The organism is Microbacterium sp. I2 (assembly GCF_051364985.1).
GTDB lineage: Bacteria > Actinomycetota > Actinomycetes > Actinomycetales > Microbacteriaceae > Microbacterium.
Map to the genome: position 1 here is coordinate 236,697 of NZ_JBLWIH010000001.1, position 15,009 is coordinate 251,705.

Genomic DNA, 15,009 nt, shown 5'->3' on the forward strand with positions numbered 1-15,009 from the left:
CCCCCTCGGCCCCCGGAGCTCATCCGCGGGCGACCGCCCCCTCACCCCCGTGCGTCCCCGTCGCCTGCGCGCCACCCCGGCGATGAGGCGCCTGGTCGCCGAGACCCGGCTGCACCCCGCCGAGCTGATCCTGCCGATGTTCGTCCGCGAGGGCGCGACCGCGCCGATTCCGATCTCGTCGATGCCGGGTGTCGTGCAGCATTCGACCGAATCGCTCAAGAAGGCGGTGACGGATGCCGCGGCCGCCGGCATCGGCGGCATCATGCTGTTCGGCGTGCCCGAGCACAAAGACGCCGTGGGCTCGGGCGCGACCGATCCCGACGGCATCCTGAACGTGGCGACCCGGATCGCGGTCGCCGAGGCCGGGGACGCGCTCGTCGTGCAGACCGACCTGTGCCTGGACGAGTTCACCGATCACGGCCACTGCGGTGTGCTCGACGAGAACGGCTACGTCGACAACGACGCCTCGCTCGAGCGGTACCGCGACATGGGCGTGGCCCAGGCCGAGTCCGGCTCGCAGCTGCTGGGACTGAGCGGCATGATGGACGGCCAGGTCGCCGCGGTCCGGGATGCGCTCGACGATGCCGGCTTCGGCAACACGCCGATCCTCGCCTACGCCGCGAAGTACGCCTCGGCGTTCTACGGGCCGTTCCGCGAGGCCGTGCAGTCGTCGCTCGAGGGCGACCGCCGCACCTACCAGCAGGACCCGGCCAACCGCCGCGAGGGCATGCGCGAACTCGACCTCGACCTCGCCGAGGGCGCCGACATCGTCATGGTCAAACCCGCCATGAGCTACCTCGACGTGCTGGCGGACGCCGCGGCGACGAGCCCCGTCCCCGTGTGGGCCTACCAGGTGTCGGGCGAGTACGCGATGATCGAGGCCGCCGCGGACCACGGCTGGATCGATCGGCGTCGCGCGATCGAGGAGTCGGTGCTCGGCATCCGCCGTGCCGGCGCCGACGCCGTGCTGACCTACTGGGCAACCGAGCTTGCGGGATGGATCCGATGACGACGAACGCACAGGAATTCGCCCGCGCCCGCGGCGCCATGCCGGGCGGAGTGAACTCGCCGGTGCGCGCGTTCGGCTCGGTGCACGAGACCCCGCGCTTCTTCGTCGCGGCGTCGGGCGCGTATGTCACCGACGTCGAAGGTCGCGAGTACGTCGACCTCGTCGGGTCGTGGGGTCCCGCGATCCTCGGGCACGCGCATCCCGCCGTCGTGAAGGCGGTGCAGGATGCCGCGGCCCACGGTCTCGGCTTCGGCGCGAGCACCCCCGGCGAGACCGAGCTGGCCGAGCTCATCGCCTCGCGCGTGGTCCGTGACGGTGCCGCTCATCCCGTCGAACGCGTACGGCTGGTCTCCACCGGCACCGAGGCGACGATGACGGCCATCCGGGTCGCCCGCGGCGCGACCGGGCGCGACCTCGTGGTGAAGTTCGCCGGCCATTATCACGGGCACTCCGACGGACTGCTCGCCGAGGCGGGTTCCGGGGTCGCGACGCTCGCACTGCCGGGCTCTGCCGGCGTCCCCGCGCCGATCGCCGCGCAGACTCTCGTCATCCCCTACAACGACCTGGACGCCGTCCGCGAGGTGTTCGCCGCGCGCGGCGCCGAGATCGCCGCGGTGATCGTCGAGGCGGCGCCCGCCAACATGGGCATCGTGCCGCCGGCGCACGGCTTCAACGCTGCACTCGCCGACATCGCGCACGCGAACGGAGCCCTGCTCATCCTCGACGAGGTGCTGACCGGCTTCCGCGTCGGCCCCGCCGGCTGGTACGGCATCGACCCGGTCCCGTTCGCGCCCGACCTGATCACGTTCGGCAAGGTGGTCGGCGGCGGGCTCCCGCTCGCGGCACTCGGAGGATCCGCGGCACTGATGGAGCTGCTCGCACCGCTCGGCCCGGTCTACCAGGCCGGCACGCTGAGCGGCAATCCGCTCGCGGTCGCGGCCGGGCGGGCGACGCTCGATCACCTCGATGCCGCGGCCTATGCCCGCCTCGACGCCGCGTCGACGACGATCGCGGATGCCGCGGCATCCGCTCTCTCGGAAGCCGGTGTGACGCACGTCGTGCAGCGCAGCGGAAACCTGTTCTCGATCCAGTTCGCCGAAACGGCGCCGCACGACTACGACACGGTCAAGGCGCAGGAGGCGTTCCGCTATCCGCCGTTCTTCCGGTCGATGCTCGAGCAGGGCGTCTCGCTTCCGCCCTCGGTTTTCGAGGCGTGGTTCGTCTCCGCTGCGCACGACGACGCGGCGGTCGCCCGGATCGTGGACGCGCTTCCTGCCGCCGCTCGTGCCGCTGCGGCGGGTGCCCCAGACTGATCGTCGAAGATCAGGATCGATCGAGTCGCGCCTGCAGAGCGCGCGCGATCTCTCCGGCGGCGACCAGCTGGTCCGGCGTCAGCGCGTCGACGAAGAGCTCTCTGATCGCGCGGAAGTGCGGCGTGATCGAACCGCGGAACGCCGCCGCCCCGGCATCCGTGAGCACGATCTCGGCTCCGCGGTTGTCGGTGGCACAGTCTTCGCGCGAGATCAGGTCGCGTCGTTCCATGCGCGCCAGGTGATGTGAGAGCCGACTGCGCTCCCATCCGATCTCGGATGCCAGATCCGACGACCGCAGCCGATGCCCGGGCGCCTCACTGAGACCGAGCAGCACGACGTAGTCCCCCGGCGACAAACCGGTGTCGTTCTGCAGCCGCCGCCCCAGCTCGGCGCGGACCGCCTCGGTCGTCTCCACGAAGGCGCGCCACACCTCGAGCTCTTGCCGGTTCGGGGTTCGACGACCTGGTCGACTCGTGCTCACGGCACCTCCTTGATTGACACGTCAACTATATCGGGTCCATACTTGATCGCAAAGAGATTGACACGTCAATCTTGTGGATCGGCTCGCGACCCGAGCCTGGACGTGAGGAACCCGCGATGAACGACATCGAGTTCGGACTGAACACCTTCGGAGACGTACCGGAGGGCGACGACGGCACCCTCGTCAGCTACGCCGCTGCGATCCGTCAGACGGTGGATGAGGCGGTGCTGGCCGACCAGCTCGGTGTCGACGTGTTCCTCGTCGGGGAGCACCACCGCCCCGAGTACGCCATTTCGAGCCCCGAGACCGTGCTCGCCGGTATCGCCACGCGCACCTCCCGCATGCGTCTCGGCTCCGGGGTGACCGTGCTGTCGTCCGACGATCCGGTCCGCGTGTTCCAGCGTTTCGCGACCCTCGATGCACTCTCGAACGAACGCGCCGAGGTGATCCTCGGCCGCGGTTCGTTCACCGAGTCGTTCCCGCTGTTCGGCTACGACCTGGCCGACTACGACGTGCTGTTCGAGGAGAAGATCGAGCTCTTCGCCGAACTCGTCAAGGAGCGCCCGGTGACCTGGTCGGGCACGAAGCGCGCGCCACTGGTCGATGCCGACGTCTTCCCGAAGACCGAGTCCGGGCGGCTGAACACCTGGGTGGGTGTCGGGGGATCGCCGCAGTCCGTCGTTCGCACGGCGCGCTACGGATTCCCCCTCATGCTCGCCATCATCGGCGGCGCTCCCGAGCGCTTCGCCCCCTACGTCGACCTGTACCGGCGTGCGTCCGAGCAGTTCGGCACGATCGCCCATCCCGTCGGCATGCACTCCCCCGGCTTCATCGCCGACACCGACGAAGAGGCGCGCGAGCTCGTGTGGCCCCGCTATCGGGTCATCCGCGACCGGATCGGGGCATTGCGTGGCTGGCCGCCGATCCGTCGCGAGGACTACGACGCCGACATCGCCCACGGCTCGATGTACATCGGCTCGCCCGAGACCGTGGCGCGCAAGATGGCGCACGCGATCCGCGCGCTCGACGTGGGACGGTTCGACCTCATCTACACGACCGGCACGATCCCGGCGAGCGCCCGGCTGCGGGCGGTGGAGCTCTATGGAACGCGCGTGATCCCCATGGTGCGCGAGCTGCTCGCCGAGGCTCCGGTGAGCGCTTCGGCCGACGTCCGGTCATGAGCGACCAGGCAGCGCCTCACGCCACGACGCTGGGCATCCTCGGCGCGGGCAAGGTGGGCACGGTGCTCGCCCGCCTTGCCGTCACCGCCGGCTACCGAGTGCTCATCGCGGGCTCCGGTGAGGTCGAGCGCATCGCGCTCACCGTCGAGGTCCTCGCTCCCGGCGCGGTCGCCACCACGGCGCGCGAGGCCGCAGCGGGCGCCGACATCGTGATCCTCGCCCTGCCTCTCGGCAAGCACCGTGCCCTGCCGGTGGAAGAACTGCGCGGCAAGCTCGTGATCGATGCGATGAACTACTGGTGGGAGGTCGACGGCGTGAGAGACGACCTCAACGACCCCGCCACCTCGACGAGCGGCATCGTGCAGCAGTTCCTGCCGCAGTCACGCGTCGTGAAGGCCTTCAACCACATGGGCTACCACGACCTCGAGGCCGAGGCGCGCCCGAACGGCAAGCCCGGCCGTAAGGCGATCGCCCTGGCCGGCGACGACCCCGACGACCTCTCCGCGGTCGCGCGGCTCATCGACGACGTGGGCTTCGACCCGGTGCCCGCGGGCACCCTGGCCGACGGCATCCGTCTCCAACCCGGCGCAGAGGCGTTCGGCGCCAACGTGACGGCCGGCGAGCTGCGGGCCATGCTGGATCGCTTCCCAGAGTCGGCCGGAGGGCTCGAGGCGCTGTTCGCGCGCTCCTGAGGGGGGACGGATGCCTCGGCTATCGCTCGCCGCACCCTCGGCGTAGCCTTCTCAGCCATGAGCCGTCGTGCGCTGGTCGTCGTCGTGACGCTGCTCGCCGGCATCCTGGCCGGCTGCGCCGGCCCGGCCGACACCGCCGGTCGGTCCGCGAGCGCGACGGCGCCGTCCACTCCGACACCCACCACCTCCGAGATCCGTCACGAGACCGCCGCCGCGATCGACACGGCGTTGCGCGACGAGCTGCTCGAGATGCTCGCGCAGGACCAGGCAGATCGGCTGTCCGGCGATGGGGACGGGACGGATCAGGAACGCACCGAGCGCCTGGCCGAGATCCTCGCTGAGCACGGCTGGCCGTCGTACTCGCTCGTCGGCGAGGAGGCCGAAGATGCCGCGTGGGCGATCGCGCAGCACTCCGACCACGACCCCGAGTTCCAGCAGCTGGCGCTGCGATACCTGCAGGCCGCCGTCGAGGCCAATGACGCTTCGCCCGGCAACCTCGCCTATCTCACCGACCGGATCGCCGTCGGTGCCGGCCAGCCGCAGGAGTACGGCACGCAGTTCGGCTGCGGCGAGGACGGACCGGCGCCCGCCACACCCATCCGCGATGAGGCGGGCGTCGATGCCCGCCGCGCCGACGCCGGACTACCACCCCTCGCCGACTATTACGCCGAACTCGAGGCGGTCTGCTCCGAGGAGGAGCAGTACTGATCGCGACAGGCAGGGAGCATCCCGATGACACGACCGACGAATCCGGGGCCGGCGGCGGGCGCGCGCGACAACGGGTCGCCGCCCGCACTAGTGTCGGGGCTGAGATGGCTCAAGTCGACGACGTCCGCCCGCTCGGCACCGAACTCGAGCGCTCGTACGAGGTGTACGTGCGCGGCCGGTTGAAGTTCCGTGTCGGGCAGATGGTCTATGTCGCGTTCTCGCTCGACGAGACGGTGATGGGCTTCGCGTTCCCCAAAGAGGAGAGGGCGGCCCTGGTCGGGGGCTCGCCGCACAAGTTCCAGCTGCCCTCCGAGGCCGACATGCGCTTCCACTGGGTCCACGCCGACCTCGCCGCACTCGACCCGGCCGAGGCGCGCGAGCTGGTCGTGGATGCCTGGCGCATGGTGGTCCCGCAGAAGGTCGCGCGCGCCTACGACCTTGCGAATCCAGACGGCCCGGGCGGACCGCCGACGACGAAGAAGTCCTGAGGTTCGCGGTCGTCCGGCGGGAGCCTGAGCGTAGGTTCGCCCTCTGATCGGACTCACCCACCCGGAACTTCGTCGTCCGGGCGCCCGCGGAGCAGCGCGGCTCCGTGCCCATGTCGTCGTCACACGGCACTCTCGGCGGTCAGGTGCAGGAGCAGGGCCTGACCCGGGTTGAGCACCGGCAGCGGGAGACCCTCAGCGAGCACGGCTCCGGTGCAGGCGAACGAGGCGTCGGTCATCCACGCGGGATCGGCGATCTGGTGACGGATGCCGCCCCCGATCTCGTCGCGGACGCGCACCCGATACGTGAGGGACGGGTCTAGTCCAGGGATCGGCACCCGGGGGCTGTGCGCCGTCGCGCTGGTCGCGGTGCGCACCCACGCGAAGACGGCTTCGGATCGGTCGGGACGGACGACGCCGTGAAGGAGCGCGCCGTCGTCGACGTCGTCGGCGCGCACGGTGGTTCCGGTGTGCAGCAGGTCGCGAAGCTCCCGGTACAGGCTCGCCCATGCGGTGATGGCGGCGCGTTCCTCGCGTGTGGCCGTCGTAATGTCCCACTCGAGGCCGGCGTGACCGAACAGGGCAGTGATCGCACGGAAGGAGAAGCCGGCGTGACGGTGTGTGGTGTGCGCCTCGGCAGGTCCGACGTGCGCGCCGATCAGCTCCGGCGGCAGCAGTGTCTGCGTCCAGCGCTGGATGTACTGCCGTTCGACGGGGTCGTTGCAATCCGATGCCCACACCCGGTCGGTGTATTGCAGGATGCCGAGGTCTTCGCGCCCGCCGCCGCTCGCGCAGGACTCGATCTCGAGCCTCGGCTGACGACGGCGGACCTCATCGAGCACCCGATACACCCCGCGCGTGTGCGCGTGCACCTGGCGGGTGCCCCGCACACCGAGCGCGGCGTGGAGGTCTCGGTTGTGGTCCCACTTCACGAAGTCCACTCCCACGCTGTCGACGATCCCATCGAGCCGATCGACGATGTAGGCGACGACCTCATCGCGGGAGTAGTCGAGCACGAACTGATGCCGGGACTCGAGCAGCGGGGACTCCTGCAGGATCCAGTCGGGATGCTGTCGGGCGAGGTCGGAGTCGGGGTTGACCATCTCGGGTTCGAACCAGAGCCCGAACTGCATCCCGAGCGCGTGCACCCGGTCCGAGAGTGGCTTCAGCCCCTCCGGCCAGACCGTGTCGTCGACGTACCAGTCACCGAGACCGGCGGTGTCATCGCGTCGACCGTGGAACCAGCCGTCGTCGAGTACGAAGCGCTCCACGCCCACGGCCGCGGCGGTCTCGGCGAGCGCGCTCAGCGTGGCCAGGTCGTGGTCGAAGTAGACGGCCTCCCAGGTGTTGAGCAACAGTGGCCGCGGCGATCGCGGGTGGTTCGGCCTGGCGCGGAGGGACGTGTGGAATCGGGCGGTGATGCCGTCCATGCCGGCGTCGCTCCAGGCGAACATCACGGTGGGCGATTCGTACGAGGCGCCGGGGGCAAGCCTCACCTCTCCCGCGTCTACGAGCTCGCCGCCGCCGACCACTGACGTATGCACGCCCGCACCCTCCGGCAGTCGCTCAACCAGAGTCTCCTGATTGCCGCTCCAGGCCACGTGGGCTGCCCAGACCTCCCCGCTTCGGAACCTGAAACCGTCTGTCCCGGTCATGGTGAGGTACGACGAGTCGTGCCCGGGACGGCCGCGGCGCGAGGAGCGAAGCCAGGTGCCGTCACGTACCTCCGAGCGCTGCGGCGAGTGCTCGCGCGTCCACCGCCCGGTGAAGTCGATGATCTCGCTCGCGCGGGCCGGCAACGGCATCAGACTGCGGAGCGCGGTGACGTCCATCCAGTGTTTCGAGGAGATGTTGCGCAGTGTCAGGTTCACATGAAGGATGCCGGCCTCGTCCAGTCGGTACGCGAAGGTCGCCTCGGCCGACGATGTGGCGTCCCGCAGCGTGAAGGTGACACGGGTGCCGTCCTGGTCGGTGGAGGCCAGCGCGAACGTGTCCAACATGACGTCGTCGGAGTGCGCTTCCACCGCCGGGGTGCCCGACCATCCGTACGCACGGGCGGCGACGATCGAGAACGAGCGCGGGATGTCGGGCGAGCTGTTCATCACGGCGGGCGTCGAACTGGCCACAAGTCCGGGCAGGTCCGAATCGGCGAGCTCGGCTCCCCAATGCACCACGGCCGGCACGCCGAAACCGTCTGCCGCGAAGACCACGCTCGTTCCCGCCGCGTGCAGATGCACGACGGATGCCGCGGCTCGAGCGGCCTCCCCGACTTTCTGAGCGGCGTGAAGTTTGATACTTGACGTCATGAATTAATGATGCGTACCCTCGACCCAGACCGCAACCCGAAATCCCGATCGACAACGGAGTCTTGTGTGAACGCTTCCGTCCCCGTCACCGCTGTGGAGGTCCGCCACGGCGCTCGGCACGCGACTCTGGCCATCGTCGACGGCCGCCCGTCACTGGATCTTCGTGTCGACAACGCGTCGCTACTGCGGGTCAGCCTGGGGGTGACCGTGGACGGCATCGACCTCGGAAGCGACGCCGAAGTAACCGGCAGCACCGAGGCCAGCGTGCACGAGCAGTGGCACGCCGCTTTCGGCAAGGCAGCCGGCATCCGCAAGGTCGACCACCGCGAACTCACGGTGACGCTTCGCACCGGCGCCGTCGAGTGGGCGGTGATCGTGCGGGTCGCCCCCGACGGCTTCGCGTTCCGCTACCGGCTCCCCGACTCGGCGACCCGACTGGGCGCGGAGCACACGCGCGTGGCAGTCTCCGACGACTCGCGGGTATGGACTCTGGCCTACCAGACCTGGTACGAGACCCCCCGGTTCGGGGCCGACCTGCGTGACCTGGCACCGGGCGAGTACGGCTTCCCTCTGCTCGCGGAGGTGAGCCGCGGCGCCTTCGTGCTGCTCAGCGAGTCCGACATCGACGGCCGCTCCTCGGGAGCACACGCCACCTTCGACGGCGAAGCGTTCACCGTCACACCAGCCGACGCCGAGCTCGACGTCGCCGGCGGACACCTCACTCCCTGGCGCGCAGCGCTCGCCGGCACGCTGCCCGAGATCGTCGCCTCCACCCTTGTAGACGACCTCGCCCCGGCGGCCTCCCCGTCGGCGGTCGCGGCCCGCCCAGGCCGCGCGGCCTGGTCCTGGTGGTCCAGTCAGTACTCCGGCGCATACCTGGATGTTCAGAAGCGGTTCACCGACTTCGCCGCAGAGCAGGGATGGGAACACGTGCTCGTCGACTGCGGCTGGGACCCGGCGTGGGTGCCGGATCTGGTGGCATACGCCAGCGCCCGCGGCATACAGGTGCATCTGTGGAGCGCGTGGAACGACCTCGACGGGGAGGAGAACCTTCGCAAGCTCGCACTGTGGCGCTCGTGGGGTGTCGCCGGAATCAAGGTCGACTTCATGGAGTCCGAGGCTCAGGAGCGTTACCGGTGGTACGACGCGATCATCGCCGAGACCGCCCGTGTCGGTCTCGCCGTCAACTTCCACGGCTCCGTGATCCCCCGCGGCTGGGCGCGCACCCACCCGCACGTCATCACCTACGAGGGCATTCGCGGAGCGGAGTACTACGTCTTCTACGGTGATCCGCTCACGGCCGCCCACAACGTCATCCAGCCGTTCACCAGGAACGTCGTCGGCTCCATGGACTACACGCCGGTGACGTTCAGCGCCCCGCACCGCGAGACCAGCGATGCGCACGAGCTCGCGCTCGGCGTGGTCTACGAGAGCGGCATCACCCACTTCGCCGACGACCCCGACGAATACCGGTCGCGTCCGCTGGTCGCAGAGTTCCTCGCAGAGATCCCCCCGCGCTGGGACGAGGTGCGACTGCTGGACGGCCACCCCGACTCGCACGCGGTCGTCGCCCGCCGCAGCGCCGACCGATGGTTCGTAGGTTGCATCGCCGCGGCGCCGAACGAGACCGTCGTCACCTTCGACCCGGCCGCGCTCGTCGGATCGCCGGCGGACGTGTGGTCGATCCGCGACACCGACGGCGCGCTGAAGGAGGCGACGACCACGGGTGTGCTCGACAGCGTCGAGGTGCGCCTGGAGCCCCGCGGCGGATTCGTCACGGTCGTCGCCCCCACCGGCACCGCGCTGCGGCGCGCCGCTGCCCGCCCCGTGCTCACGGCACCGCGCGCAGGACACCGGACCGTCGTGTTGACCGGCGACGAGGTCGCCGTCGAAACGGATGCCACGCGCGTGCGCGTTCCTCCGGGCTGGACCGCGGCCCGGACGGACGCGGCCGAATGGGTCGTCCGGCCGGCGGCGCGACTGCCGGCCGGAGATCTCGCGGTACTGACCCTCGAGACTGACGGCGATGACGGCGTACCCGTCGTGACGCACGTCCGGGTGGTCACGCCGCTGACGGGCGGGCCCCACGACCTGTCCACGATGCCGTTCCTGTCGGCGCGCAACGCGGTCGGCCCTGTCGAGCGCGGAGCCGCGAACGGCGGAGGTGACCCGCACGACGGCGGACCCCTGCAGGTGCAGGGACACGTTTTCGTCGACGGTCTGGGCGTCTCGCAGGATTCTGCGGTCGAATTCGCGATCCCCGGTACCGCGACCCGCCTGACGGGATCTGTCGCGATCGACGACGAGACACCCGATGCGTCGGCCGTCGCCGAGATCCTCGTCGACGGAGCGAGCCGAGCCCGATTCGCTCTCGCCGGCAACACCGAACCGCTCGGGTTCGAACTCGACGTCGCGGGAGCGAGGGTGCTCTTGCTGCGCACATACAACGACTCGGCCGAGGAGGCGCACGTCGACTGGCTGACGCTGCGGCTGAGCGAATGAAGCCCTGGCGTCACGGCCAGGCTGACCAAGAGGAGAACGATCACATGCGCAAATGGATTGCGGGGAGCGTGACGGCGGTCGCCGCTGTCACCCTGCTCGCCGGATGCTCCGGCACCGGCGGCGGAGCGGGCACCGAGGGAGGCGACGTCACCCTGACGTACGGGGTGTGGAGCCAGGACGAGACGATGCAGCAGCTCATCGACGCGTTCGAGGACGAGAATCCCGGCATCACCGTGGACCTGCAGGTCAACCCGTGGACGGAGTACTGGACGAAGCTGCAGGTGGGCGCACAGGGCGGCACAGCCCCAGACGCGTTCTGGATGCTCGGCGACCGCTTTCAGGTCTACGCCGCCAACGACCAGCTGCTCCCGCTCGGCGACGCGATCGAGCAGGCAGGGGTGGACACGGGTGTCTACCCTGAGGCCCTGGTGAACCTGTTCACCTACGACGGTGAGCTGTACGGCCTTCCGAAAGACTTCGACACGATCGGCCTCTGGTACAACAAGGCCCTGTTCGACAAGGCCGGTGTCGCCTACCCCACCGACGAGTGGACGTGGGGCGACGTGTCGGCCGCCGCCGCAGAGCTCACCGATCCCGCCACCGGTGTGTACGGGATCGCCGCTCCGCTGAACCGGCAGGAGGGCTTCTACAACACGGTCGCACAAGCCGGCGGGTACATCGTCGAGGACGGCAAGTCCGGCTACGACGACCCGAAGACGCAGGAGGGCCTCCAGTTCTGGACCGACCTGCAGGCGGCCGGCGTCTCCCCGACGCTCGAGCAGTTCGCCGACACGGAGGCCGTCGCTCAGTTCGAGAACGGCACCGTCGCGATGTACTACGGGGGCTCGTTCTACGCGCAGCGGTTCTACGACAACGCCGAGCTGCGCCCGAACGTGGATGTCACTGTCCTCCCGCAGGGTGCCGAGCGGGCCACTGTGATCAACGGCATCCAGAACGTCGGCTTCGCCGGCACCGAGCACCCGGAGGAGCTGAAGAAGTTCCTGCTCTTCCTGGGGGGCAAGGAAGCGGCCGAGATCCAGGCGGCGACCGGTGCGGTCATCCCCGCATACGAGGGCACGCAGCAGGCATGGGTGGACTCGATGCCGGAGTTCAACCTGCAGGCTTTCATCGACGAGGTCCCCTACGGTGTGGTGTATCCGGTCTCGGCCGACACCGCCGCATGGAACGCCCTCGAGGACCAGTACCTGCCGCCCGCGTGGAACGGCACCGAGACCGTGCAGGAAGCCGCCGACAGGCTCGCCACGGCCATGAACGACGTGCTCGCGAAGGAAGAATGAGCAGTCATCCGAACGGGCGGAGCGCCGGCCGGCGCTCCGCCCCCATCTCCCGCTCCCGCAGCCGTCTGAGGCAGAACCTTCCCGGGCTGGCGTTCATCGCGCCAGCGCTGGTGGGACTGCTCGCTCTTTACATCATTCCGTTGCTCACCACCGTCTACCTCAGCTTCACCGAGACCAAGCCGTTCGGCGGCGAGACGTTCACGGGCATCGACAATTACGCCACCCTGATCGGCGACCCGCAGTTCTGGTCCGCGCTGCGCAATAGCGCGGTCTACACCCTCATCGTTCTGATCGGCATCCCGATCGGCATCATCATCGCGACTCTCATCCACAACGTCCGCCGCGGGAAGAGCGTCTACCGCGTGCTGTTCTTCCTCCCCATCGTCACGCTCCCCGTCGCGGTCGGGATGGTGTGGCGGTACATCTTCAACGGTGAGTTCGGAGTCCTCAACCAGGCGCTCGCCGTCGTCGGCATCGACGGCCCGAGCTGGGTCGCCGACCCGACCTTCGCGATCTACGCGGTCGCCGTCGTCGGCATCTGGATGAGCCTCGGCACCAGCATCATCATCCTCGGCGCGGGCCTGCAGGGCGTTCCTCCCGAACTTCACGAGGCCTCATCGATGGACGGCGCAGGACCGGTCCGGCAGTTCTTCGCGATCACGCTCCCGCTGCTCTCGCCGAGCATCTTCTTCGTGTCGGTGCTGTCTGTGATCTCGTCGCTGCAGATGTTCGACTTGATCTACGTGATGCTGATCCGCGGTTCGGAGGCCGAGACCGCATCGCAGACCATCGTGTACTTCTTCTTCCAGCAGACCTTCCTGCGCTTCGACCGCGGCTACGGCGCGGCGATCGCCATCGTGCTGCTGCTGTTCATCATGCTCGTGACGGCCGCACAGTTCCGGCTGCAGCGAAGGGCGGTGTTCTATGGCTGAGACCGCCACTCTCGTCACGAACAAGCCGGCGGCCCGGGTCGCAGAGCCGGTACGCCGCAGGGGTCCTCGATGCTCGCAGTGGTACCTGCACGCCGTTCTGATCGCGTGCGCCGCGCTGATGGTGTTCCCGTTCCTGTGGCAGATCCTCACCGCGTTCAAGACGATCACCGAATCACGCGCCGTGCCGCCGGTCTTCTTCCCCGAGTCGCTCGATCTCGGCGCGTTCGAGCGATTCTTCGCCACCGTCCCGTTCGGGAGCATGCTCGGCGTGTCGGTCGGAGCACTGGTCATGCGTGTCATCGGTCAACTGGTGGTCTGCACGCTGGCCGCCTACGGTTTCGCGAGATTCCGGTTTCCTGGCCGCAACGTCCTGTTCGTGCTGTTCCTGGTCATGTTGATGGCGCCCAGCCAGCTGTTCCTGATCGCCCAGTTCGACCTGATGAAGGCTCTCGGGCTGTTGAACACGGTCCCCGCCATTGCGATCCCCGGCATCTTCTCGGCGTTCGGCACGTTCCTCCTCCGCCAGGCGTTCCTCGCCCTCCCGGCCGACTACGAAGAGGCGGCGCGACTCGACGGCGCGAACTCGTTCCAGATCTTCTGGCGAATCATGCTTCCGATGGTCGGTCCCACCGTCGCCGCGCTCGCGGTCCTGACCTCCCTCTACTCGTGGAACGACCTGCTCTGGCCGCTCATCGTCACGTCGTCGCCCGACACGATGACGCTGCCGGTCGGACTGGCCAATCTGCAGGGCCAATATGGAACCGACTACCCCACGCTCATGGCCGGCTCGTTCATCGCATCGCTCCCGCTCGTGCTCATCTTCATCGCGCTGCAACGGCAGTTCTTCGCCGGCATCGCCTCAAGCGGACTGAAAGGCTGAATCCGTGAATCGCATCCCGGTCACCTCCCCTGCCTCCGTCGCCGTCTTCCGCCGCATCCTCACCCATGGGCCGATCGGACGCGTCGACATCTCGCGCGCGACCGGACTGTCGCAGGCGGCGGTCACGAAGGCCGTGACCCCCCTCATCGGCGCGGGCTTCATCGTCGAGAGCGACGAGAACCGGCCGTCGCCGTCGATCGGCCGCCCGATCAGCCCACTCGCCGTCGCACATGACCGCGCGCACATCATCGGGGTCAAGATCACCGCCGACCGCACGTACGGCGTGCTGACCGACCTCGGCGCCAACACCCTCGCGCGCACCGAGGAGCTCAACGCCACGCCTGCCGTCGCAGACGTGATCACCGCGGTGACGCGGGTCGTGGACACGCTGCGCGCCGCCTCCGGCACCCCGATCGACGGACTCGGCGTGGCGGTGTCGGGCGATGTCGATCGTGATGGCGGCGTCGTCCGCGACTCACCGCTCCTCGGATGGCGCCAAGTGCCCCTGGCGAAAGCGCTCGAGGAAGCCACCGGCATCCCCACGGTGCTCGAGAACGACGTACGCGCCCTCGCCGTCACCGAGCTGTTCTTCGGATCGGGCAGGGACGCCGAATCGTTCGCGATCGTCACCATCGGAACGGGCATCGGCTGCGGCATCTACCTGCACGGCCGGGTGGTCCAGGGCGCTCACGGCGTCGCCGGGGAGATCGGGCATCTGCCCCTCGCGTCCGACGACGCGGTGTGCGCGTGCGGGCGGCGCGGATGCGTGGAGGCGGTCGCGTCCACTGCCGCGATCCTCGATCTCGTGCGCCGCGGCCACGACGACGACTCCTTGACGATCGACGACGCCTTCGCGCTCGCGCACCAGGACGATCCCATCGCGCGGAACGCCTTCGAGCAGGCGGGTGCCGTCATCGGGTCCGCGCTCGCGGCGCTGGTCAACCTCATCGGCCCGGAGCTCGTCGTGATCGCGGGCGAGAACGTCACCGAGTACGAGCTGTACGAAGCGCACCTTCGCTCCACGTTCGCCGAGCATGCGTTCGGCGCGGCGAGCGACTGCGAGATCGTCCTTCGACCCCACGTGTTCGACGACTGGGCCAGAGGCGCCGCTGCATGCGTCGTGGAGGTCATCGCGAGCGGCGTCTCCGCAGGAAGCTAGGGGTCAAGCCGCCCAGCGCCGCGCCTAGAGCAGAAGCCGGACGCCCGATCAGACATGCTTTGC

13 protein-coding genes are annotated in these 15,009 nt (G+C 69.2%); 11 read left to right on the forward strand and 2 right to left on the reverse strand.

What is annotated here, in order from left to right:
- The first annotated feature begins 49 nt into the window (after window positions 1–49).
- Complete coding sequence (gene hemB / locus ACLKM7_RS01120; RefSeq protein ID WP_436445171.1) at window positions 50–1,009, forward strand: porphobilinogen synthase; 960 nt, start codon at window positions 50–52, stop codon at window positions 1,007–1,009.
- The gene (gene hemL / locus ACLKM7_RS01125) at window positions 1,006–2,322 is read left to right on the forward strand and encodes a glutamate-1-semialdehyde 2,1-aminomutase (RefSeq protein ID WP_436445172.1); all 1,317 of its coding nucleotides are present in this window, start codon (window positions 1,006–1,008) and stop codon (window positions 2,320–2,322) included. Before hemB ends, hemL begins: the two co-directional genes overlap by 4 nt.
- Window positions 2,323–2,332: 10 nt before the next feature.
- Here the strand turns inward: hemL and ACLKM7_RS01130 are convergent, their stop codons facing one another.
- The gene (locus ACLKM7_RS01130) at window positions 2,333–2,803 is read right to left on the reverse strand and encodes a MarR family winged helix-turn-helix transcriptional regulator (RefSeq protein ID WP_436445173.1); all 471 of its coding nucleotides are present in this window, start codon (window positions 2,801–2,803) and stop codon (window positions 2,333–2,335) included.
- A gap of 116 nt (window positions 2,804–2,919) precedes the next feature.
- Between ACLKM7_RS01130 and ACLKM7_RS01135 the strand changes: the two genes are divergently transcribed.
- The 4 genes from ACLKM7_RS01135 to ACLKM7_RS01150 all read left to right on the forward strand — a co-directional run bounded on the left by ACLKM7_RS01135 (window position 2,920) and on the right by ACLKM7_RS01150 (window position 5,872).
- Window positions 2,920–3,984, forward strand: a complete 1,065-nt coding sequence (locus ACLKM7_RS01135) for an LLM class flavin-dependent oxidoreductase (RefSeq protein WP_436445174.1) — start codon at window positions 2,920–2,922, stop codon at window positions 3,982–3,984.
- Complete coding sequence (locus ACLKM7_RS01140) at window positions 3,981–4,676, forward strand: NADPH-dependent F420 reductase (RefSeq protein ID WP_436445175.1); 696 nt, start codon at window positions 3,981–3,983, stop codon at window positions 4,674–4,676. The genes ACLKM7_RS01135 and ACLKM7_RS01140 overlap by 4 nt, the downstream gene beginning before the upstream one ends.
- A 57-nt stretch (window positions 4,677–4,733) precedes the next feature.
- Window positions 4,734–5,384, forward strand: coding sequence for a DUF6624 domain-containing protein (locus ACLKM7_RS01145; RefSeq protein ID WP_436445176.1), 651 nt, complete (start codon window positions 4,734–4,736; stop codon window positions 5,382–5,384).
- A 104-nt stretch (window positions 5,385–5,488) separates the two neighbouring features.
- Window positions 5,489–5,872, forward strand: a complete 384-nt coding sequence (locus ACLKM7_RS01150) for an MmcQ/YjbR family DNA-binding protein (RefSeq protein ID WP_436445177.1) — start codon at window positions 5,489–5,491, stop codon at window positions 5,870–5,872.
- A 119-nt stretch (window positions 5,873–5,991) separates the two neighbouring features.
- Here the strand turns inward: ACLKM7_RS01150 and ACLKM7_RS01155 are convergent, their stop codons facing one another.
- Window positions 5,992–8,175, reverse strand: a complete 2,184-nt coding sequence (locus ACLKM7_RS01155) for an alpha-galactosidase (RefSeq protein ID WP_436445178.1) — start codon at window positions 8,173–8,175, stop codon at window positions 5,992–5,994.
- 66 nt (window positions 8,176–8,241) lie between these two features.
- Here ACLKM7_RS01155 and ACLKM7_RS01160 point away from each other — a divergent pair, with 66 nt between their 5' ends.
- Genes ACLKM7_RS01160 through ACLKM7_RS01180 form a run of 5 tightly spaced genes read left to right on the forward strand, consistent with a single transcriptional unit; the run spans window position 8,242 to window position 14,946 of the window.
- Entirely contained in the window at window positions 8,242–10,677 is a 2,436-nt protein-coding gene (locus ACLKM7_RS01160; protein WP_436445179.1) for a glycoside hydrolase family 97 catalytic domain-containing protein, read from the forward strand.
- Window positions 10,678–10,721: 44 nt separating this feature from the next.
- Window positions 10,722–11,975, forward strand: coding sequence for an ABC transporter substrate-binding protein (locus ACLKM7_RS01165; protein WP_436445180.1), 1,254 nt, complete (start codon window positions 10,722–10,724; stop codon window positions 11,973–11,975).
- Window positions 11,972–12,907 (forward strand): carbohydrate ABC transporter permease, encoded by a 936-nt coding sequence (locus ACLKM7_RS01170; protein ID WP_436445181.1) that lies wholly within the window; start codon window positions 11,972–11,974, stop codon window positions 12,905–12,907. The genes ACLKM7_RS01165 and ACLKM7_RS01170 overlap by 4 nt, the downstream gene beginning before the upstream one ends.
- Window positions 12,900–13,787 (forward strand): carbohydrate ABC transporter permease, encoded by an 888-nt coding sequence (locus ACLKM7_RS01175; protein ID WP_436445182.1) that lies wholly within the window; start codon window positions 12,900–12,902, stop codon window positions 13,785–13,787. The genes ACLKM7_RS01170 and ACLKM7_RS01175 overlap by 8 nt, the downstream gene beginning before the upstream one ends.
- A 4-nt stretch (window positions 13,788–13,791) precedes the next feature.
- Window positions 13,792–14,946, forward strand: coding sequence for an ROK family transcriptional regulator (locus ACLKM7_RS01180; protein ID WP_436445183.1), 1,155 nt, complete (start codon window positions 13,792–13,794; stop codon window positions 14,944–14,946).
- Window positions 14,947–15,009: the final 63 nt, after the last annotated feature.

Coding starts and splice junctions, on each gene's coding strand:
- hemL (WP_436445172.1), top strand. CDS start 1,006: ATGACGACGAACGCACAGGAATTCGCCCGCGCCCGCGGCGCCATGCCG.
- ACLKM7_RS01135 (WP_436445174.1), top strand. CDS start 2,920: ATGAACGACATCGAGTTCGGACTGAACACCTTCGGAGACGTACCGGAG.
- ACLKM7_RS01140 (WP_436445175.1), top strand. CDS start 3,981: ATGAGCGACCAGGCAGCGCCTCACGCCACGACGCTGGGCATCCTCGGC.
- ACLKM7_RS01145 (WP_436445176.1), top strand. CDS start 4,734: ATGAGCCGTCGTGCGCTGGTCGTCGTCGTGACGCTGCTCGCCGGCATC.
- ACLKM7_RS01150 (WP_436445177.1), top strand. CDS start 5,489: ATGGCTCAAGTCGACGACGTCCGCCCGCTCGGCACCGAACTCGAGCGC.
- ACLKM7_RS01155 (WP_436445178.1), bottom strand. CDS start 8,175: ATGACGTCAAGTATCAAACTTCACGCCGCTCAGAAAGTCGGGGAGGCC.
- ACLKM7_RS01165 (WP_436445180.1), top strand. CDS start 10,722: ATGCGCAAATGGATTGCGGGGAGCGTGACGGCGGTCGCCGCTGTCACC.
- ACLKM7_RS01170 (WP_436445181.1), top strand. CDS start 11,972: ATGAGCAGTCATCCGAACGGGCGGAGCGCCGGCCGGCGCTCCGCCCCC.
- ACLKM7_RS01175 (WP_436445182.1), top strand. CDS start 12,900: ATGGCTGAGACCGCCACTCTCGTCACGAACAAGCCGGCGGCCCGGGTC.